The 18,970-nt window shown below is 67.4% G+C and carries 19 protein-coding genes; 2 read left to right on the forward strand and 17 right to left on the reverse strand.

What is annotated here, in order from left to right:
• Positions 1–63: 63 nt before the first annotated feature.
• The 3 genes from AACL56_RS25585 to AACL56_RS25595 all read right to left on the reverse strand — a co-directional run bounded on the left by AACL56_RS25585 (position 64) and on the right by AACL56_RS25595 (position 2,234).
• Positions 64–459, reverse strand: a complete 396-nt coding sequence (locus AACL56_RS25585; protein WP_339092594.1) for a cupin domain-containing protein — start codon at positions 457–459, stop codon at positions 64–66.
• A complete protein-coding gene (locus tag AACL56_RS25590; RefSeq protein ID WP_339092595.1) occupies positions 456–1,205 on the reverse strand; it encodes an IclR family transcriptional regulator in 750 nt (249 codons plus the stop codon). The genes AACL56_RS25585 and AACL56_RS25590 overlap by 4 nt, the downstream gene beginning before the upstream one ends.
• A gap of 108 nt (positions 1,206–1,313) precedes the next feature.
• Positions 1,314–2,234, reverse strand: coding sequence for a 2-hydroxyacid dehydrogenase (locus AACL56_RS25595; protein ID WP_339092596.1), 921 nt, complete (start codon positions 2,232–2,234; stop codon positions 1,314–1,316).
• 90 nt (positions 2,235–2,324) lie between these two features.
• Between AACL56_RS25595 and AACL56_RS25600 the strand changes: the two genes are divergently transcribed.
• The gene (locus AACL56_RS25600; RefSeq protein ID WP_042582029.1) at positions 2,325–2,639 is read left to right on the forward strand and encodes an EthD family reductase; all 315 of its coding nucleotides are present in this window, start codon (positions 2,325–2,327) and stop codon (positions 2,637–2,639) included.
• Positions 2,640–2,656: 17 nt separating this feature from the next.
• On the opposite strand, the gene AACL56_RS25605 is transcribed toward AACL56_RS25600, so the two are convergent.
• From AACL56_RS25605 to AACL56_RS25645, 9 genes are all read right to left on the reverse strand, one after another.
• On the reverse strand, positions 2,657–3,472 hold the full coding sequence (locus tag AACL56_RS25605; protein WP_339092597.1) for a hypothetical protein: 816 nt from the start codon (positions 3,470–3,472) through the stop codon (positions 2,657–2,659).
• Between the two features lie 167 nt (positions 3,473–3,639).
• Complete coding sequence (locus tag AACL56_RS25610; protein WP_339092598.1) at positions 3,640–4,605, reverse strand: DUF4349 domain-containing protein; 966 nt, start codon at positions 4,603–4,605, stop codon at positions 3,640–3,642.
• Positions 4,606–4,674: 69 nt separating this feature from the next.
• On the reverse strand, positions 4,675–6,681 hold the full coding sequence (locus AACL56_RS25615) for an acetyl-CoA carboxylase biotin carboxylase subunit (protein ID WP_339092600.1): 2,007 nt from the start codon (positions 6,679–6,681) through the stop codon (positions 4,675–4,677).
• A gap of 83 nt (positions 6,682–6,764) precedes the next feature.
• Positions 6,765–7,466, reverse strand: a complete 702-nt coding sequence (locus AACL56_RS25620; protein WP_339092601.1) for a DUF4126 domain-containing protein — start codon at positions 7,464–7,466, stop codon at positions 6,765–6,767.
• 10 nt (positions 7,467–7,476) lie between these two features.
• On the reverse strand, positions 7,477–7,980 hold the full coding sequence (locus AACL56_RS25625) for an SMI1/KNR4 family protein (RefSeq protein ID WP_339092602.1): 504 nt from the start codon (positions 7,978–7,980) through the stop codon (positions 7,477–7,479).
• A gap of 5 nt (positions 7,981–7,985) precedes the next feature.
• The gene (locus AACL56_RS25630; protein WP_339092603.1) at positions 7,986–8,786 is read right to left on the reverse strand and encodes an enoyl-CoA hydratase/isomerase family protein; all 801 of its coding nucleotides are present in this window, start codon (positions 8,784–8,786) and stop codon (positions 7,986–7,988) included.
• 10 nt (positions 8,787–8,796) lie between these two features.
• On the reverse strand, positions 8,797–10,422 hold the full coding sequence (locus tag AACL56_RS25635; RefSeq protein WP_339092604.1) for a carboxyl transferase domain-containing protein: 1,626 nt from the start codon (positions 10,420–10,422) through the stop codon (positions 8,797–8,799).
• A complete protein-coding gene (locus AACL56_RS25640) occupies positions 10,419–12,086 on the reverse strand; it encodes an AMP-binding protein (RefSeq protein ID WP_339092605.1) in 1,668 nt (555 codons plus the stop codon). The genes AACL56_RS25635 and AACL56_RS25640 overlap by 4 nt, the downstream gene beginning before the upstream one ends.
• Positions 12,087–12,252: 166 nt before the next feature.
• Positions 12,253–13,425, reverse strand: a complete 1,173-nt coding sequence (locus AACL56_RS25645) for an isovaleryl-CoA dehydrogenase (protein ID WP_339092606.1) — start codon at positions 13,423–13,425, stop codon at positions 12,253–12,255.
• Positions 13,426–13,566: 141 nt separating this feature from the next.
• Here AACL56_RS25645 and AACL56_RS25650 point away from each other — a divergent pair, with 141 nt between their 5' ends.
• Positions 13,567–14,595 carry an AraC family transcriptional regulator gene (locus AACL56_RS25650; RefSeq protein WP_339092607.1) on the forward strand — a complete coding sequence of 343 codons (1,029 nt, stop codon included), beginning with the start codon at positions 13,567–13,569 and terminating at the stop codon, positions 14,593–14,595.
• Positions 14,596–14,608: 13 nt separating this feature from the next.
• On the opposite strand, the gene AACL56_RS25655 is transcribed toward AACL56_RS25650, so the two are convergent.
• From AACL56_RS25655 to gmhB, 5 genes are all read right to left on the reverse strand, one after another.
• On the reverse strand, positions 14,609–14,944 hold the full coding sequence (locus AACL56_RS25655) for a thioredoxin family protein (protein WP_339092608.1): 336 nt from the start codon (positions 14,942–14,944) through the stop codon (positions 14,609–14,611).
• Positions 14,945–15,003: 59 nt separating this feature from the next.
• Positions 15,004–15,696, reverse strand: coding sequence for an HAD family hydrolase (locus AACL56_RS25660; RefSeq protein WP_339092609.1), 693 nt, complete (start codon positions 15,694–15,696; stop codon positions 15,004–15,006).
• A 934-nt stretch (positions 15,697–16,630) separates the two neighbouring features.
• Positions 16,631–17,593: a M48 family metallopeptidase gene (locus AACL56_RS25665; protein WP_339092610.1), complete on the reverse strand. Its 963-nt coding sequence runs from the start codon at positions 17,591–17,593 to the stop codon at positions 16,631–16,633.
• Between the two features lie 14 nt (positions 17,594–17,607).
• A complete protein-coding gene (locus AACL56_RS25670) occupies positions 17,608–18,378 on the reverse strand; it encodes a lysophospholipid acyltransferase family protein (RefSeq protein WP_339092611.1) in 771 nt (256 codons plus the stop codon).
• Positions 18,378–18,956: a D-glycero-beta-D-manno-heptose 1,7-bisphosphate 7-phosphatase gene (gene gmhB, locus AACL56_RS25675; RefSeq protein WP_339092612.1), complete on the reverse strand. Its 579-nt coding sequence runs from the start codon at positions 18,954–18,956 to the stop codon at positions 18,378–18,380. Before gmhB ends, AACL56_RS25670 begins: the two co-directional genes overlap by 1 nt.
• Between the last annotated feature and the right edge of the window lie 14 nt (positions 18,957–18,970).

An 18,970-nucleotide genomic window follows, 5' to 3' on the forward strand; every position in this document is an offset into this window, starting at 1 on the left:
TTGTCTCCGGGGTTGTTGTCGGTGCAAAGCGGCGCTGCGCGCGTGAGCCCGCGGCGCTTCGGGTCAGGGCCGGATCACGCGTTCCGGCAGTTCCTCGTACGGCGGGCTGTAGATGACCAGCACGCGGACCGGCTCGTCGCTGACCACCGTGAAGGTGTGCATCGCGTCGGCCGGGAAAAAACAGCTGTCGCCGGGGTGCAGCTCCTGCCGCTGGCCGTGCACCTCTGCGACCGCGCGGCCTTCGAGCATGTAGCAGACCTGCTCGATGCCCGGGTGCGCATGCGGCAGCGCGCCCTTGCCCTTCTGGATGTGGCCCACCAACACCTCGAGCTGCTTCGCGCCCACCGTCTCGGGGCCGATGAGCCGCTTGTTCAGCGTGCCGGTGTGGTTGGCGGGGTGGTAGCCGGTGATCTCGTCCTCGCGGACGAAGTAGCGGGCTGCAGTGGCGGTCGTGGTCATCGGGGGCTTTCTGTCTTGGGTTCGATGGCGAGGCAGGCCGAGCGCAGCATCGCTGCGACCTCCTCGATGCGGGGTTCCATGCGGTAGCGCGGGCCGGCGACCGAGATGGCATAGGCCTCGCCGCCGATGCGCAGCGGCCAGGCCAGGCCGATCAGGTCGGGAATGCTTTCGCCCAGGTTGCCGTACCAGCCGCGCGTCGCGGCGAGCTGCAGCTCGGCCTCGATGGCCTCGGCGGAGGTGAGCGTGGCGTCGGTGAGGGGCGCGAGCGTCATGCCGCCAAGCAGTTCGCGGCGCGCGTCGGGCGCCATCGTGGACAGCAGCGCGCGGCCCAGCGAGTTGGCATACGCCGGGCGCGTCTCGCCCGACTCGGCGGAATAGCGGATGGCCTGCGGCGCGCTCAGCACCTCCAGGTACACCACCTGCCCTGCTTCGCGGAACTTGCCGAACACCACGGTCTCGCGCGCGGCGTCGCGCAGTTCCTCGAGCGTGGCCTTCACCCGGTCGAGCACCGGGTCGTGGGCGGCGATGACCTGGGCCATCGCGAGCAGCCGTCCGGTCGGGTAATAGCCCTGGCGGCGGCCGGTCTCGTACATGTAGCCCTGCTCCTCGAGCGTGCGGATCAGGCCGAGGCAGCTCGACACCGGCATGTCGAGCATGCGCGCCATCTCGGACAGCGCCAGCGGCTGCTTCTCGCGAGCGAAGAGCTCGACGATCTCGATCACGCGAAACGCAGTTTTCACAGTCATGAAAATATTTTCATACTTGTGAAAAACTATCGCCTCGGGGTTTCCCCTCCCTGAGCCGCCTCGGCGTTTCGCTTCGCTTCGCGCCGCACGATGGCGGCGCGGTTCACATCAATAGCCGCGCGCCGGATCGACCACTCCGGCCACCGGCAGCCCCTGCTCCATCGCGCGGATCTTCCCGGCGATCTGGCTGATCGACTCCTCGCGCAAGGTGCGCGCCGAGCCGTGCGGCGTCACCGTGATCTTGGGATGGCGCCAGAACGCGTGGTCGGCCGGCAGCGGCTCGACCTGGAACACGTCGAGCGTCGCGCCCGCAAGCCGGCCGGCGTCGAGCAGCGGGATCAGGTCGTCTTCCACGAGGTGGCCGCCGCGCGCGATGCTGATCAGGTAGCCCTCGGGCTTGAGCTTGCCGAGCGTCTCGCGGTTCAGGATGCCGCGCGTCGCGTCGGTCAGCGGCAGCAGGTTCACCAGCACGCGCGTGGACGACAGGAATTCGTCGAACTGCGCTTCGCCGCTGAACACGCGCACGCCGTCGATCTCCTTCGGCGAGCGGCTCCAGCCCAGCACCGGAAACTCGAACTGCGCCACGGCCTTGGCCACGCGCTCGCCGAGCACGCCCAGGCCCATGATACCGACCGGAAAGTCGCGGCGCAGCTTCGGCTTGCGGTAGCTCCACCTGCCCTGCTTCGCATCGGCCTCGTAGACATCGAACTCGCGGAAGTGGCGAATGAGCGTGTGGCACACGTACTCGGCCATCTGCACCGACATGCCTGCGTCGTCGAGCCGCACGATGCGCGTGTGCGCCGGCACCTTCAGCTTGAGCAGCGCATCCACGCCCGCGCCGATGTTGAAGATGCCGCGAAGATCCGGCTGCTGGTCGATGAATTCCTGGGGCGGCGCCCACACCACGGCATGGTCGGCCTGCGGCGCGCCGGGCTTCCAGGCTTCGATGACGGCGTCGGGGAGTTCGGCCTGAAGGCCTTGGATCCAGGGTTCTGGGCGGTTGTCGGTGAGGTGGACGGTGATTCGCATGGGACGAATCTTAGTGACGCCGATGACGCGGCGCGCACGGATGGCTATGCTCGAACGCCACCTCGCACCTCATCCCACCAGGAGACCCCCATGATCAAAGTCAGCGTGATGTACCCGTACACGGCCGATGCCCGCTTCGACCATGCCTACTACCGCGACAAGCACATGCCCCTCTTGAAGGCCCGCATGGGCGACGCCTGCCTCTCGTACACCGTCGACAAGGGCCTGGCCGGCGGCGCCCCCGGATCGCCGCCCACCTACGTCGGCATGTGCCACGTGTTCTGCGAATCGGTCGAGTCCTTCCAGGCCGCGTTCGGGCCGCATGCCAAGGAGATCCTGGGCGACGTCAGGAACTACACCGACATCGCGCCGGTGATGCAGATCAGCGAAGTGGTGGTGGGGTAGTCGCGCCTCCCGCCATCTCAGGCCGATGCTTCGATGTGCCCATCGTCGGAGTCCATCGGCGCTCGCATCATGTGCTTGGGAAGACGCGCAACGAGCCCCGTGCCAGGCTCCTGTGACTGACCGCCGTCATCCAGTTGCGTCGGGTTCACGCTCCACAGACCTGCAAGTGCCACCACGTCGCCTTCGTCCGGAATGGCGCCGGCCTTTCCTTGCCTGACCAGCGCAAAGGCCTCGCGCGCCGGCACACCCGATGCCTTGAGTGCGGCCTGCTGCGCGTCCTGCTCTTCGGCAAGCGCAAAGATCCGATCAGTGGCGTCGGACACCGACAATCCGTCGAGCCGAGGGAACCCCAGCGCCGCCTCTTCCGGAGCTTGCTGGCCCGCATTGGCGTAGACACTGCCATCCCCGAACGCAAAGACCCGGTCTGGCTCACCCCGGATCGCGCGCGCCCATGCCACGAATCCGACAACGCGGTAGCTTCCGAAGAACTGCACTTCTTCGAATCGGCTCTTCAAACGCTCGAAGACTTGGTCGAACGCCCGTCCGATCCCGCCATGGTCCCCGTCTTCGGTATTGATCGGATACGGCAAGGCCGTGCCCACGAGAAAGACCCACCCACCGATCGCAGGCGATGCGAACACCCATTTCGCGACGTCGTCGGATGCCGACCGCCGGTATGACGCAGCCAATCCTGTGGACCAGTTGGCCGCCGCTTCGGGAACAAGGCCGAGTGCGTCGAGCACAACAGCGGGGTCGGGCGTCCTGACCGCGAACCACTTGACCTTGTAGCCAAAGCCTTCGGGCAAATCCGGCGTCGCATCGAGCTGCGGCATTGGATCGGCGGGAAGTTCGACAGCACTGGGCGGCGGAGTTGATCGAGGCTCGGCCTCCGGGGGCCGGGACGGCTCATGAGTGGATCGGCCCAGGCCGAGGACCGCAAGAAATTTTCCGAGTCGTCTCATTCACCCCTCGTTGCAAGCAGCGTTCTTGGCGCAGTCTCTCACGCCGCTTTCGCCCGGCGCCGGCGCCACAGCACCCGCACCAGCCAGCCCAGCGGCAGCACCACCAGCAGCAGCCACGGCAGCACCGCCGCAATGAAGGTGATCAGCGCACCCACGCTTTCGGCCAGCACCGAGCCGGCATTGCGCAGCGCGTTGCGCATCGGGCTGTAGCCGTCGCCGCTGCTCACGAGCGCACGCTTGGGCGTGAACTGGATCTGGATGTGCTGCTTGCTCGTCTGCTGCGCCAGCATCTTGCGCTGCGTGGCGATGGCGTCGAGCTCGGCCTGGGTGTCCGACAGGGTGCGCTGGATGGCCAGCAGGTCGGCCATGGTGCGCTTGGTGACGGTGTCGCGCAGCATCGTGCGCAGGCTGTCGCGGAACTCGGTGCGGTTCCTGATGCGGGCCTCGACATCGATCACTTCGGCGGTCTTGTCCTCGCTGGTGGTGGTGTGCGAGACCACGTTGGCCACGCCGGCCAGGCCGCCGAGCAGCTTGTCGACGTCGGCCGGCTCCACGCGCACCTCGAGCGTGGCATTGCCCGGCTGCTGCGGCGTCTCGCGCAGCAGCGACGACGACAGCAGTTCGCACTTCAGCGTGCCGCACAGGTCGCGCACCTTGCCCCAGGCATCGGCCAGCTGCTCGGCCGGCACCTCGACGTTCAGGTCCTGGCGCACGGCAAGGAAGCGTTGCAGCGGCGCGTCCTGACCGCCCTGCGCCTGGTCGGATGCCGACGGTTCGGCGGAGCGCATCCGCTGTTCCTTCATGGCCATGCCGCCGGCGAGGCTGGCTGGCGACGACATCGGCGCGGGCGGCGGGGCCGGTTCGGCGAGCGGGGCGGCCTGGTCGCCGGTGCGGCCGCAGCCGGCCAGCGACAGCGCGGCCGCCAGGGCCAGCAGCGCGGCGCCCACGCCATGGCGGCGGGCGGACAGGAAACGAGACGGGCCCGAGAGCGTGCGAGAGGTCATGAAAGTCTCTTGAGTGATGACGACCGCAGCTGATACGGGCGAGCGCCCGCAACGGGGTTAAATTTTTTCTCAGGCTGCGGCGGCGGCACTCATTCTCAGCAATTCGTCGCCCTCGGCCACCTGCTCGCCCGGCGCGAACATCAGTTCGTCGACCGTGCCGTCGGCGGGTGCTGCGATGGTGTGCTCCATCTTCATGGCTTCCATCACGGCCAGCGGCTGGCCGCGGCTGACCTTGTCGCCGGCCTTCACGGCAAAGGACACGACCTTGCCCGGCATCGGCGCCGTGAGCCGGCCGCCCTCGGCCTGGGTGTCGCCGGCGTGGGCAAGGCGGTCGATGGCGGTGATCTTCGTCGCGCCCTTCGATGCGAACACATGCGCGACGGCGCCGTCGAGATGCACGTCGAGCGTCTGGCGCGAACCGGCGAACTCGACCTCGAACTCGCCCGTGGGGAACTGCCCGATGACCAGCGGCCCCGCAGTGCCGCCGGCTTCGAGCCAGAGGCCGCCGTCGCGCTTGTAGGTCAGCACGGCCGTCTGCTCGGCGCCGCGGAACTCGAAGTCGAAGTGACGCCGGTACTCGCCCAGCGCGCGCCAGCCGTCGCGGCGGGCAAAGGGGTCGGGCATCTTCGCGGGCCACTCGGTGACCAGCGTGCGCGTGATCGCGGCGGCGGCGGCCAGCGGCAGGCCCAGCGCCTCGCGGTCGAACAGCACGGCGCGCTCGCGCTCGATCAGTGCGGTGTCCAGGTTCGCCTTCGAGAACGATTCGGTCGCCAGGATGCCGCGCAGGAACTGCACGTTGGTCGCCACGCCCACGATCTGCACCTGGGCGAGCGCCGCGTCGAGGCGGGCCAGCGCCTCGGCGCGCGTGCTGCCGTGCACGATCAGCTTGGCGATCATCGAGTCGTAGAACGGCGAAATCTCGCCGCCCTCGCGCACGCCGTCGTCGATGCGCACGCGGCTGCGCTGGAAGGCGGTGGCCTGCGGCTTGCGGTACACGCGCAGCGTGCCGGTGGCGGGCAGGAAGTTGTTGTCGGGGTTCTCCGCGCAGATGCGCGCCTCGATGGCGTGGCCGTGGATCTGCAGGTCGGCCTGCTTCGCCGGCAGCGCCTCGCCCGAGGCCACGCGCAGTTGCCATTCGACGAGGTCGAGGCCGGTGATCGCTTCGGTCACCGGATGCTCCACCTGCAGCCGCGTGTTCATCTCCATGAAGAAAAAGTTCATCTCGCCGCCTTCGCGCTGCTCGACGATGAACTCGACCGTGCCCGCGCCGACGTAGTTGACTGCGCGCGCAGCAGCGACAGCGGCCTCACCCATCTGCTTGCGCATCGCCTCGGTCATGCCGGGCGCGGGCGCTTCTTCCAGCACCTTCTGGTGACGCCGCTGTACCGAGCAGTCGCGCTCGAACAGGTAGACATAGTTGCCGTGCGTGTCGCCGAACACCTGGATCTCGATGTGGCGCGGGCGTTGCACGTACTTCTCGATCAGCACCGCGTCGTCGCCGAAGCTGTTGATGGCTTCGCGCTGGCACGAGGCGAGCGCGGCGGCGAAATCCTCGGCCCTGTCAACCGCGCGCATGCCCTTGCCACCACCGCCCGCGCTGGCCTTGATGAGCACCGGATAGCCGATGCGGTCGGCCTCGCGCTGCAGCAGCTGCGGGTCCTGGTCGTGGCCATGGTAGCCGGGCACCAGCGGCACGCCGGCTTTTTCCATCAGCTGCTTCGACTCGGCCTTCAGGCCCATCGCCTTGATGGCCGAAGGCGGCGGGCCGATGAAGACCAGGCCGGCGTCGGCGCAGGCCTGCGCGAACTCCTCGTTCTCGGAGAGGAAGCCGTAGCCGGGGTGCACGGCTTCGGCGCCCGTGGCCTTGGCGGCCTCGAGGATTTTTTCCCAGCGCAGGTAGCTGTCCTTTGGCGCGCTGCCGCCGAGGTGCACCGACTCGTCGCAGGCGCGCACGTGGTTGGCATGCGCGTCGGCATCGGAGTACACGGCGACGGTGCGGATGGCCATGCGGCGGGCGGTCGCGGCAACGCGACAGGCGATTTCACCGCGATTGGCGATAAGAATTTTTTTAAACATGGTGGACTTTCGCGGTGAAATCGCCTGAGTACGCTGCGCGTGCCATGCGATCTGGCTTCGCCGCTGCGCCGCTTTCCGGCTGGTCACCGCGATTGACGATCAGGATCTTCTTGAACATTCGGAGTGTCTCCCGGAGGATTCTTTTTCAGTTGAAACGCGGGCACCACGCCCGGATCGGGCCGGCCGCTGAAGATGCGGGCCACGCGGGCGAACAGCGCCTTGAGGAAACGCCAGCTCTTGCGGATGAGCCACACGCTCAGCACGAGCAACAGCACGAACAGCACGAGAAAGACGAAGGGGTGCGCCACCGCGAGCCACAGGCCGGCGGGCACCATCGTGTCCTCGACCAGCGACGCGCCCACGTTGGAGAACGGCTCGGGCGAGGTGTTGATGGCCGCGCGCGTGGTGGCCTTGGCTGCATGCGCGGTGGCCGCGAAGCCGCCGCCCAGCAGGGCTGCCGCGATGGCCATCACGCCATGGTCGGCACCGAACACGCTGGCCGCGAGCGCCGCGCCGGCCGGAATGCGGATGGCGGTGTGCACCACGTCCCACAGCGAGTCGAGGCCGGGGATCTTGTCCGCGAAGAACTCGATGAACACCATGAAGCCGCTGGCCGCAATGACCACCGGGTGCGCCAGCAGCTGAAGCCCGCCGGGCAGCGGCACCCAGCCGAAGTAGCCCACCACGCCCGTCAGCAGCACCACCAGGTACAGCCGCACGCCGCTCGCCCAGCCGATGGCGGCGGCCAGCGCGAGCAACTGGGGCATGTCGAGGGCGGTGTCCATGAACGGCCTTTCAGTCGAATTCGATCGTGCCGGCTTCCATGGAAGCCACGAGGTCCGCGAGCCATGCCTCCATCGACGCATGCTCCACGGGGCGGTCCTCGTCGGCCTTCCAGAACGCCACGAGCTGACCCGGCTGGCCGCCGCCCTCGGCATCGATGTCCACGCACAGGTAGCTTCCGCCGCCATTCGAAAGGAAGGGCACCCAGCCGCGCCGCCAGGTGGCGGGGTCTTCGAAGTCGGTGCCGATCATGTCGTCGAGCATCTCCTTGGTGTCGGCGATGTCCTCGAGCGCGACGAACATGCGGTTGTCCTGCAGGCTGTCGAAGCTGCTGTTCGGCTGGCCGTCGCGCCAGCGGTAGAGCGCACGGAATGCGTCGGGCAGCTTCAGCGAGAAGCGGGCTTCGAAGGCATCGAGCGCGGCATCCGCCACGCCGGGCTGGAGCGACGCATGGTAGTCCGCGCGGTGCGCGGCCAGCCACGCGTCCATGCGTTCGATGAGAGCGGCGTGCGACATGCCGCTCACGCCTTCTTCGCTTCCAGCCAGGACGGCTTGCGCTTCTGCAGGAAGGCCTGCACACCCTCCCGGCCTTCGTCGCTGGCACGGATGTCGGCAATGCCTTCGACGGTCTTTGCGATCAGCGCGTCGTCGATCTCGCGGCCGGCCACGTCGTCGATCAGCTGCTTGCAGGCGCGCACCGCGGCCGGGCTGGCGCCGGTGAGCGCCTTCAGCAGTTCGTCCACCCTGGCATCGAGCGCGTCGGCCACGACCACCTCGTGCACGAAGCCGATGCGGTGCGCCTCGGCGGCGCTGAACCGCTCGGCCGTGAGGAAGTAGCGCTGCGAGGCGCGCGTGCCCATGGCGCGCAGCACGTACGGGCTGATGGTCGCGGGCACGAGGCCGATCTTCACTTCGCTCAGGCAGTACCAGGCGGTGTCCAAGCTCACGGCCATGTCGCAGGCCGCGACCAGCCCCATGCCGCCGGCATACACATCGCCCTGCACGCGCGCGATGGTGGGCTTGGGGCACTCGGCGATGGTGCGCAGCATGGCCGCCAGCTTGCCCGCGTCGGCGACGTTCTCGTCGCGCGTGTAGTCGGCCATGCGGCGCATCCAGTTGAGATTGGCACCCGCGCAGAAGGCCGGCCCGTTCGCGCCGAGCACGATGGCCTTCACGTGTGCGGCGGCGCCGGCCTCGGCGAAGGCCTTCGTGAGTTCGGCAATGACGATGTCGTCGAAGGCATTGCGGGCGTCGGGCTGGTCGAGCCAGATGCGCGCGATGGCGCCGTCGATGCCCAGCTTGAGTTTGGTGTAGCTGCTCATGCCGGTGCCCTCACATGCGGAAGATGCCGAACTTCGGCTCCGGCACCGGCGCGTTGCGCGCGGCCGCCAGACCCAGCGCGAGCACGCGGCGCGTGTCGGCGGGGTCGATGATGCCGTCGTCCCACAGCCGTGCGGTGGCGTAGTAGGGGTGGCCCTGGTCTTCGTACTGCTGGCGGATGGGCGCCTTGAAGGCTTCCTCCTCGTCCTTGCTCCAGCTGCCGCCCTTCTGCTCGATGCCGTCGCGCTTGACCGTGGCGAGCACGCTCGCGGCCTGCTCGCCGCCCATGACGCTGATGCGCGCGTTGGGCCACATCCAGAGAAAGCGCGGACTGTAGGCGCGCCCGCACATGCCGTAGTTGCCGGCGCCGAAGCTGCCGCCGATGATGATGGTGAACTTGGGCACGTTGGCGGTCGCCACGGCCGTCACCATCTTGGCGCCGTGGCGCGCAATGCCTTCGTTCTCGTACTTGCGTCCCACCATGAAGCCGGTGATGTTCTGCAGGAACACCAGAGGGATCTGCCGGTGGCAGCACAGCTCGATGAAGTGCGCGCCCTTCTGCGCCGACTCGCTGAACAGGATGCCGTTGTTGGCGACGATGCCCACGGGCATGCCCTCGATCTCGGCGAAGCCGCAGACCAGCGTCGCGCCGAAGCGGGCCTTGAACTCGTGGAACTCGCTGCCGTCGACGATGCGCGCGATGATCTCGCGCACGTCGAAGGGCTTGCGCGTGTCGGTGGGGATCACGCCGTAGAGCTCTTCGCGCGGGAACGCGGGCTCGCGCACCGCGGCCCTGGCGCCGCCGTCCTTGGCGGCCTTCGCATTGAGATTGGCCACCGCCGAGCGCGCGAGCGCCAGCGCATGCAGGTCGTTCTGCGCCAGGTGGTCGGCCACCCCCGACAGGCGCGTGTGCACGTCGCCGCCGCCCAGGTCCTCGGCCGTCACCACTTCGCCCGTGGCCGCCTTCACGAGCGGCGGGCCGCCCAGGAAGATGGTGCCCTGGTTCTTCACGATGATCGATTCGTCGCTCATCGCCGGCACGTAGGCGCCGCCGGCCGTGCACGAGCCCATGACCACCGCGATCTGCGGGATGCCCTGGGCGCTCATGTTGGCCTGGTTGTAGAAGATGCGGCCGAAGTGGTCGCGGTCGGGAAACACATCGTCCTGGTTGGGCAGGTTGGCGCCGCCCGAATCGACCAGGTAGATGCACGGAAGGCGGTTCTGCTCGGCGACTTCCTGCGCGCGCAGATGCTTCTTGACGGTCATCGGGTAGTAGGTGCCGCCTTTCACCGTCGCGTCGTTGCAGACGATCATGCAATCGACGCCGTTCACGCGGCCGATGCCGGTGATGATGCCGGCGCCGGGCGCCGATTCGGCGCCTTTGGCATCGAGGTACATCGCATGCGCGGCCAATGGCGCGATCTCCAGGAACGGCGTGCCGGGGTCGAGCAGTTCCGCCACGCGGTCGCGCGGCAGCAGCTTGCCGCGCGCGGTGTGCTTGGCGCGCGCGGCTTCGCCGCCGCCCTGCTCCACTTTCGCGAACTGCTTGTGCAGGTCGTCGACCAGCGCGCGCATGGCTGCCGCATTGGCCTGGAAGTCGGCCGACCGCGCGTTCAGTTTGGTTTCTATCTGGCTCATGCTGTCTTTTCTTGGCTGAGACCGAGTTGCTCGGTCATGGCATCGCGAATCTTGAATTTCTGGATCTTGCCGGTCACCGTCATCGGGAACTCGGTGACGAACTGGATGTATTTCGGCACCTTGTAGTGCGCGATCTGGCCTTTGCAGAAGCTGCGGATCTCCTCGTCGGTGGCGCTCTGGCCGGGCTTGACGATGATCCAGGCGCAGAGCTCCTCGCCGTACTTCCTGTCGGGCAGGCCGACCACCTGCACATCCTGCACCTTGGGGTGGCGGTACAGGAACTCCTCGATCTCGCGCGGGTAGATGTTCTCGCCGCCGCGGATCACCAGGTCCTTGATGCGGCCGACGATGTTGACGTAGCCCTCGGCGTCCATCGTGGCGAGGTCGCCGGTGTGCATCCAGTGCCCGGCATCGATGGCCTCGCGCGTGCGCGGCTCGTCGTCCCAGTAGCCGTGCATCACGGAATAGCCGCGCGTGCACAGCTCGCCCGACTGGCCCGGCGGCATGATGGCGCCCGTCTCGGGGTCGATGATCTTCACTTCCAGGTGCGGCTGCACCGTGCCCACGGTCGACACGCGGCGATCGAGCGGCGTGTCGGTGCTGCTCTGGCAGCTCACGGGGCTGGTCTCGGTCATGCCGTAGGCGATGGTGATCTCGCCCAGGTGCATCTCGCTGACCACGCGCTTCATCACCTCGATGGGGCACGGCGAGCCGGCCATGATGCCGGTGCGCAGCGTCGACAGGTCGAACTCCTTGAAGCGCGGATGGTCGAGCTCGGCGATGAACATCGTGGGCACGCCATGCAGTCCGGTGCACTTCTCGGCCTGCACGGTTTCGAGCACCGTGAGCGGGTCGAAGCCGTCGTTCGGGTAGACGATGGTCGAGCCGTGCGTGAGGCAGGCCAGGTTGCCCAGCACCATGCCGAAGCAGTGGTACAGCGGCACCGGAATGCACAGCCGGTCATTCGGCGAGAGCTTCATGCACTCGCCGATGAAGAAGCCGTTGTTCAGGATGTTGCGGTGCGTGAGCGTCGCGCCCTTCGGAAAGCCCGTGGTGCCGCTGGTGAACTGGATGTTGATGGGGTCGGTGGCCTTCAGCGTCTTCTGGATCTGCGCGATGCGCGCGTCCGAAGCGTCGCCGCTCGCGAGCAGCTGCGAGAAGCGCTGCATGCCGGCCTGCTCGGTGCCTTCGCCGGGCTTGTCGATCCAGAAGGTGTGCAGCAGGTGGGGCAGCTTCGCCGGGCCCAGCTCGCGCAGCATGCCGAGGTAGTCGCTGGTCTTGAACTGCGCCATCGTCACCAGCGCCTTGCAGCCGACCTTGTTGAGCGCGTACTCGAGCTCCGAGGTGCGGTAGGCGGGATTGATGTTGACGAGGATCAGGCCGACCTTGGCGGTGGCGACCTGCATCAGCACCCACGGCACGTTGTTGTGCGACCAGATGCCCACGCGGTCGCCGGACTGCAGGCCGAGGTTCAGCAGCGCGCTGGCGAGCCGGTTCGATTCGGTCTGCAGCTCGCGATAGGTGTAGCGCCGGTCCTCGTGGCGGCTCACGAGCGCCTCGCGGTCGGGCTGCCTGGCGACCATGTCGTCGAAGAAATCGCCGATGGGTTGTTCGATGAGGGGGACGTCGGTGGCGCCTTGGGCCATGCTTTGTGTCAGTGGCATCGTCTTGTCTCCTTGTCTTGCCCCCTCTCCCCTTGGGGAGAGGGTTGGGGTGAGGGTGCCGGCCCTTGATGAAGCGCGGCGCTCGGCTCGATCGCTGCTGCCCTCACCCCGGCCTTCTCCCCGAGGGGAGAGGGAGCAGGAGGGGGCAGCGCTTCATCCTGGAACCCTACGCCGTTTCGGCGAAGAGCTCGCGACCGATCAGCATGCGGCGGATCTCGCTCGTGCCTGCGCCGATCTCGTACAGCTTGGCGTCGCGCCACAGCCGCTCGACCGGAAACTCCTTCGTGTAGCCCACGCCGCCCAGCGTCTGGATCGCCTCGCCGGCCATCCACGTCGCCTTCTCGGCGGAATAGAGAATGGCGCCGGCCGCGTCCTTGCGGAAGGTGCGCGCATGGTCGTTACGGTCGCAGGCCTTGCCCACGGCGTACACGTAGGCGCGCGTGGCCTGCCAGGTCGAATACATGTCGGCCAGCTTGCCCTGCATCAGCTGGAACTCGCCGATGCTCTGGCCGAACTGCTTGCGATCGTGAACGAAGGGCAGCACCGCGTCCATGCACGCCGCCATGATGCCGAGCGGGCCACCCGAGAGCACCGCGCGTTCGTAGTCGAGGCCGCTCATCAGCACCTTCGCACCCATGCCTTCGCCGCCCAGCACGTTCTCTTCCGGCACTTCGCAGTTGTCGAAGAACAGCGGGAAGGTGTTGGAGCCGCGCATGCCGAGCTTGTCGAGCTTGTTGCCGGCGGAGAAGCCCTTGAAACTCTTTTCGACGATGAAGGCAGTCATGCCGCGTGCGCCCATCTCGGGTTCGGTCTTGGCGTAGATGACGAGCGTGTCGGCGTCGCCGCCGTTGGTGATCCACATCTTGCCGCCGTTGAGCACGTAGTAGCCGTTCTTCTTCTCGGCCTTCAGCTTCATGCTCACCACGTCGGAGCCGGCATTGGGCTCGCTCATGGCCAGCGCGCCCACATGCTCGCCGCTCACGAGCTTCGGCAGGTACTTCTTCTTCTGCGCCTCGCTGCCGTTGCGGTGGATCTGGTTCACGCACAGGTTGGAATGCGCGCCGTACGACAGGCCGACCGACGCCGACGCGCGCGAGACCTCTTCCATTGCCACGATGTGGGCAAGGTAGCCCAACTCGGTGCCGCCGTATTCCTCCTTGACCGTCATGCCATGCAAGCCGAGGTCGCCGAGCTTCTTCCACAGGTCGTGCGGGAACAGGTTGTCGCGGTCGATGTCGGCGGCGCGCGGCGCGATCTCGTTGGCAGCGAAATCCTGGATGGCGCTGCGCAGCGAATCGATGGTCTCGCCCAGGTCGAAGTTCAGGCCGGGATCGTGCATGGGGTTTGTCTCCTCTGAAGGGGTCGGCGCGCAGTGCTACCCGCGCTGGATGGCGCTTGAAAGATCGCAGCTTACGCCTCGATGCGCCGCAATTGGCGCCACAATGGTTGCAAATTGCGCCACGACCGATCCGCCGCCGCCATGTCGTCCCCCTCGTTTCTCAGACCCGCCCGCGCCGTCACGCCGATGGCCTTCGTGAGAGCCATCGTGCAGGGCTACGAGCGACATGGCATCGACCCGGCGCAGGCCCTGAAGGCGGCACAGATCACGCCGCGCGAACTCGTACGGCCGGGCGCACGCGTGACCGCCGCGCAGTTCGAGGCGCTGTCGGAGCACGCCATGCAGGAGCTCGACGACGAGGCCCTCGGCTGGTTCTCGCGGCGCCTGCCGTGGGGCAGCTACGGCATGCTGTGCCGCGCCTCGCTCACCTCACCCGACCTGGGCGTGGCCATCAAGCGCTGGTGCCGGCATCACCGGCTGCTGACGGAAGACATCGGCCTTGCGCTCGAAGTGGCCGGCGGCATGGCCACGCTGCGCATCACCGAGAACCGGCCGCTCGGCGACGCCTTCCGCGAGTTCTGCCTGGTCACGAGCCTGCGCTTCATGCACGGCTACATGTGCTGGGCCATCGATTCGCGCATCTCGCTGCGCGAGGCCACCTTTCCGTTCGACGCACCGCCACACGCCGATGCCTACGCCCCGATGTTCACGCCCGAGGTGCGATTCGGCGAAGCGCAGGCCGGCATCAGTTTCGACGAGCGCTACCTTGCCCTGCCGCTGCAGCGCGACGAGCGCGCGCTGCGCACCATGCTCAAGCGCGCGCTGCCACTGACCATCCTGCAATACCGGCGCGACCGGCTGCTGGGCCAGCGCGTTCGCGAACTGCTGCGCTCGCGCGCTGCGGAGGCCACCACCGCCGAGGCGCTGGCGGTGATGCTCAACGTGTCGAGCCGCACGCTGCACCGGCAGCTGAACGAGGAAGGCACGTCGCTGCAGGTGCTGAAGAACGAGGTGCGCCACGAGATGGCCGTGGAGCTGCTGCGGCGCACCACGCGGCCCATCAAGCAGGTGGCGCTGGCCGTGGGCTTTCGCAACGAGAAGAGCTTTTCGCGCGCGTTCCTGCAATGGACCGGACACGCGCCGCGCGATTTCAGGCAGCAGGGCCTCTAGCGACCTGCGGCACTCAGGACGCCGCTGCAGGTGCGTCGATCAGCGCGAGCGCATCGGCGATCGACTGGCTGTCTTCCGGGCGCACCAGCTTGGCGACCTGCCGGCCGTCGCGCATGAACACCAGCGTGGGCCACAACCGCACGTTGAACGAGCGGCCCAGTGGCCGGCCGCTGCCGTCTTCCACCTTGATGCGGCGCACGTTCGGGTACTTGGCGAAGGCCTCGGCGATGTTCGGCTGCGCGGCCTTGCAGATGCCGCACCAGTTGGTGCCGAACTCGACCACGGCCGGGCCGGTGAGCGCGTCGATCTCGGTGCGATCGGGCTGCTCGGTTCTGTATTCGGAGGTCATGGGGCCTTTCCTTGAGGGGCTGTCCGCCGTTCGGTGATGCCCCTCATTCCATCAGAAAGTCAGGCGGCCTGCAGGCCGTAGCCTGAAAGCAGCGCGGGCAGTTCGGCCATGTCGCTGAACACGCGCACCACGCCCACGCTCAACAGCGGGCCCGGGCCGCTGTGGCCCGATTCGCCCGTGCTGTAGCCGAACACCGTCGCCCCCGCGGCCACGCCGGCCATCGCGCCGGTGACGGTGTCCTCGACGATGGCGCAGCGGCGCGGGTCGACGCCGAGCGCCTCGGCCGCGGCGAGGTACACGTCGGGGTGCGGCTTGGAGCGCGGCATCTCGTGGCCGCTGAAGATGCGGCCCTGGAAGCAGTCGAGCAACCCGACCTTGGCGAGCTGCAGCTCGACCTTGTGGCGGTCTGCGCCCGATGCGCAGGCGATGCGGCCCTTGAGCCTGGCGTGGATCTCGCGGATCGCGGCGGGCGCGTTCGGGATGGCGACGAGGTCGCGCTCGAGCGCTTCGTTGCGGCGGGCACGGAAGGTTCTCAGCCATTCGTCCGTGATCCTGACGCCGGTCTTCGATTCGATGAGCGCGGTTTCGTCCTTCACGGCCTTGCCTGTGAAGGTGTTCATCGATTCCTCGGTTGTGAGGTGCCAGCCGAGTTCGCCGAGCATTTCTGCGAGGACCCGGTTGGTGATGGGTTCCGAATCTACGAGGACGCCGTCGCAGTCGAAGAGGACTGCCGAGAAGGGGAAGGGGGTCATTGCTTTTTGGCCTTGCCTGGCTTTGCTTTGTTCGGTTGGCGATGGTAGCAATCGCTTTGGGATTTGGTTCCGGGGCCGGGTCTCGGCCCGGCGGCCGACTTACTTTCTTTTGCTTCGCCAAAAGAACGTAAGCAAAGAAAAGGCGACCCTGCTGTCTGCGTCCCTCCGCTTCGCTGCGGGCAACCTGCGGTGCTCGACGTAGGAGGGGGTCCGCAGAACTCGCTCCACTGCGTTGCGCTCAGACAGCTGCGGCCCTGATCCCTCCTACGTCTGCGCTCCTCGGCGCAGCCAGAAGGGTTTTGGGGACCGACACGCCATCGCTTCGCTCGGCTTGGGAACTGACGGCTCGAACTTCGTTCGTGCTCGTGCTCGTGCCTGTGCCTGTGCCTGTGCCTGTGCCTGTGCCTGTGCCTGTGCCTGTGCCTGTGCCGGTGCCGGTGCCGGTGCCGGTGCCGGTGCGGGTGCGGGTGCTTCTACCTTGCTTTTGCTCTTGATCCAGTTTCAGCTCGGTCCCAACGCTGGCATCGCACCGCATCGAATCGAATCGGCACTCATACCAACAAAGACTTCAGCGCAGCTTCAACACTGCAGGCGCACAGCGCCTGCAATGGCCTGAGGCCGAGCGAAGCAAAGGCCCGTGTGGTTCCCGCTCCCTCCCCTCTGGCTGCGCCGAGGAGCGCAGTGTTTCGCGGATCAGGGCCGCAGCTGTCTGAGCGAAGCGAGTTCTGCGGACCCCGCGAAACGCGAGCACCGCAGGTTGCCCCGTAGCGAAGCGCAGGGGTCGCAGACAGTGGGGTCGCCTTTCTTTTGCCTACTTTTCTTTGGCGAAGCAAAGAAAAGTAGGTCGGCCGCCGGGCCGAGACCCGGCCCCGGAAAGCAAACAACAAAAATGACTCGATCCCGCCGAAGGAATCAACCCCGCGCCCCGAAAAAATCAGTTCCAACGAGGAACAGCCTCATCCTTCAACTGCCGCCGCAGCAAGTCGTAATCAGGCAAGACACTCTCGACCGTCTCCCAGAACCGGTGCGAGTGGTCCATCACCCGCAGGTGCGCCAGCTCATGCGCAACCACGTAGTCGATCACAGGCAACCGGAAGTGAATCAACCGCCAGTTCAGCCGAATCGACCCATCCGCACTCGCACTCCCCCACCGGGTCGCCGCATTCGACAACGACAGCTTCGCCCACCGCACCCCCAGCAGCGGCGCAAAGTGGTCCAGCCGCTCGATGAACAACTTGCGTGCCTGCCGCATCAACCAGGCTTGGGCCGCATCGCGGATCTGCGACGGCTCGGCGTTCTGCGCCACGGCCAGCCGCAGCACCCGGGGCTGGTCGCCTTCGGCCGCATCGAGCGTTCCGCCCACGCTCGCGAACCCGTGCTTCGGATCCAGCCTGATCACGACGGTCTCGCCCATGAACGGAAACACTGCACCGTCGCGCCAGTCGATCCGCGTCGCCTCGACCCGCGCATGCCGCTGCTGCGTCTCGGTCAGCTTGCGCAGGATCCAGTCCGACTTCTCGTGGATCGCCGCGTCGACGTCGCGCAAGGCCACCCAGCGCGGCGCGCGCACGGACAGCCCTTCGGCACCGACCAGGAAGCCGATCGTCTTGCGCTTGCCGCGCTTGAACTCGTAGGCCACGCGCGCCGACCCCAGCACGATGGCGCGCGATGCCTGCGGATGCGTGAAGTCCGCCAGCGCCAGCGTGTCGGCCAGCGGCACCGCAGGCGGTGCGTTCGGGTCGAGTGGGACGGCAGGTGCATCGGGCACCGCGGCTGGCGGCGCCGCCAGCTTCGGCTTTCTCGCCCGACGCGGCCGCGCGGGTGCCGGAGCGGGCGGGGCGAATTCGCTGCCCAGCCCCTCGAAAAGATCCATCGTGAACTGGAGCAGTCCGCCCATCGCCGGCCTTCTCTTCAGTTCACCGCTTCCCGCGTGGGATGCACCGGGCTGCCGGCGTAGGCCTCGGGGTCGAGGCGCCGCATCTCGGCCTCGATCCATTCCTCGACCTCGCGCATCAGTTCGTCGGGCTTGCGGCCCACGCTCGAGATCGCCGGGCCGATGGAGACGTCGACCACGCCGGGGCGCTTGATGAAGGCCTTGCGCGGCCACACCTTGGCCGAGGTCACGGCGATGGGAATCACCGGCACGCCGGTCTCGCAGGCCAGGCGCGTGCCGCCGCTCTTGTAGGTGCCCTTCTGGCCGCGGGGAATGCGCGTGCCTTCGGGGAACATGATGATCCAGATGCCCTGCGCGAGCAGTTTGCGACCCTGGTTCACCACCTTGTTGAAGGCCTGCGCGCGCTGGCTGCGGTCGATGTGGATCATGTCCAGGCGCGCCATCGCCCAGCCGAAGAAGGGGATGTAGATCAGTTCCTTCTTGAACACGTAGGCCAGCGGATGCGGCATCAGTGTGGGCATCAGGAAGGTCTCGAGCGTGGACTGGTGCTTCACCAGCAGGATCGCACCGGCGAGCTTGTCGGTCGGCAGGTTCTCCATGCCGCTCACGCGGGTCCTGATGCCCAGCAGCACGCGCGCGCCGCCGATGGCCCAGCCCAGCCAGCGCACTGCCATCCAGTACAGCGGGATGCCGCGCTTCCAGAGCGAGCTGACGCACATGATGATGCCCCATGGCACCACGGTGACGAGCATCCAGAGTGCATGGAGAACGGAACGGAACAACGCCATCAGACAGCCACCTGCAGTGCATCCCGCGCTTCGCGCGCGAGCAGAAAGTCGACAAAGGCGGCGAGATCGTCGTGGACCAACGTGTTCGCCGGGTATTCGGAGGGCAGCGGATCGACGCCGCGGCACGCGGCGCCCATGCCCGTGAGCAGCAGGTGCGGCTCGCAGCCGGCAGCGGCACCGGCCTGGAGGTCGCGCAGGCTGTCGCCGCAGGTCGGGATGCCCTTGAGGTCGATGCCGTAGCGGTCGCCGATCTGCAGGAACAGGCCCGGCTTGGGCTTGCGGCAGTCGCAGTTCTCGTCGGGGCTGTGCGGGCAATAGAACACCGCATCGACCCTGCCGCCCACGGCAGAGAGCATCTTGTGCATCTTGGCGTGCATGGCATTGAGCGAGGCCATGTCGAACAGCCCGCGGCCCAGGCCCGACTGGTTCGACGCGATCACCACGTGCCACCCCGCATGGTTGAGCCGCGCCACGGCCTCGAGCGCACCGGGCAGCGGCGTCCACTCGATGTCGCTCTTGACGAAGTCTTCGCGGTGCACGTTGATCGTGCCGTTGCGGTCGAGGATGACGAGTTTCATGGCAATGCCACCGG

Origin of the sequence: Variovorax paradoxus (assembly GCF_902712855.1) — a bacterium.
Classification (GTDB): domain Bacteria; phylum Pseudomonadota; class Gammaproteobacteria; order Burkholderiales; family Burkholderiaceae_C; genus Variovorax; species Variovorax paradoxus_Q.

Bases quoted from the DNA above. Each gene is read 5' to 3' on its own strand.
- AACL56_RS25610 (WP_339092598.1), bottom strand. From the start codon at position 4,605: ATGACCTCTCGCACGCTCTCGGGCCCGTCTCGTTTCCTGTCCGCCCGC.
- AACL56_RS25655 (WP_339092608.1), bottom strand. From the start codon at position 14,944: ATGACCTCCGAATACAGAACCGAGCAGCCCGATCGCACCGAGATCGAC.
- AACL56_RS25630 (WP_339092603.1), bottom strand. From the start codon at position 8,786: ATGAGCAGCTACACCAAACTCAAGCTGGGCATCGACGGCGCCATCGCG.
- AACL56_RS25585 (WP_339092594.1), bottom strand. From the start codon at position 459: ATGACCACGACCGCCACTGCAGCCCGCTACTTCGTCCGCGAGGACGAG.
- AACL56_RS25615 (WP_339092600.1), bottom strand. From the start codon at position 6,681: ATGTTTAAAAAAATTCTTATCGCCAATCGCGGTGAAATCGCCTGTCGC.
- AACL56_RS25590 (WP_339092595.1), bottom strand. From the start codon at position 1,205: ATGACTGTGAAAACTGCGTTTCGCGTGATCGAGATCGTCGAGCTCTTC.
- AACL56_RS25620 (WP_339092601.1), bottom strand. From the start codon at position 7,466: ATGGACACCGCCCTCGACATGCCCCAGTTGCTCGCGCTGGCCGCCGCC.
- AACL56_RS25650 (WP_339092607.1), top strand. From the start codon at position 13,567: ATGTCGTCCCCCTCGTTTCTCAGACCCGCCCGCGCCGTCACGCCGATG.
- AACL56_RS25595 (WP_339092596.1), bottom strand. From the start codon at position 2,234: ATGCGAATCACCGTCCACCTCACCGACAACCGCCCAGAACCCTGGATC.
- AACL56_RS25665 (WP_339092610.1), bottom strand. From the start codon at position 17,593: ATGGGCGGACTGCTCCAGTTCACGATGGATCTTTTCGAGGGGCTGGGC.
- AACL56_RS25605 (WP_339092597.1), bottom strand. From the start codon at position 3,472: ATGCCGCAGCTCGATGCGACGCCGGATTTGCCCGAAGGCTTTGGCTAC.
- AACL56_RS25660 (WP_339092609.1), bottom strand. From the start codon at position 15,696: ATGACCCCCTTCCCCTTCTCGGCAGTCCTCTTCGACTGCGACGGCGTC.
- gmhB (WP_339092612.1), bottom strand. From the start codon at position 18,956: ATGAAACTCGTCATCCTCGACCGCAACGGCACGATCAACGTGCACCGC.
- AACL56_RS25625 (WP_339092602.1), bottom strand. From the start codon at position 7,980: ATGTCGCACGCCGCTCTCATCGAACGCATGGACGCGTGGCTGGCCGCG.
- AACL56_RS25640 (WP_339092605.1), bottom strand. From the start codon at position 12,086: ATGCCACTGACACAAAGCATGGCCCAAGGCGCCACCGACGTCCCCCTC.
- AACL56_RS25645 (WP_339092606.1), bottom strand. From the start codon at position 13,425: ATGCACGATCCCGGCCTGAACTTCGACCTGGGCGAGACCATCGATTCG.
- AACL56_RS25635 (WP_339092604.1), bottom strand. From the start codon at position 10,422: ATGAGCCAGATAGAAACCAAACTGAACGCGCGGTCGGCCGACTTCCAG.
- AACL56_RS25600 (WP_042582029.1), top strand. From the start codon at position 2,325: ATGATCAAAGTCAGCGTGATGTACCCGTACACGGCCGATGCCCGCTTC.
- AACL56_RS25670 (WP_339092611.1), bottom strand. From the start codon at position 18,378: ATGGCGTTGTTCCGTTCCGTTCTCCATGCACTCTGGATGCTCGTCACC.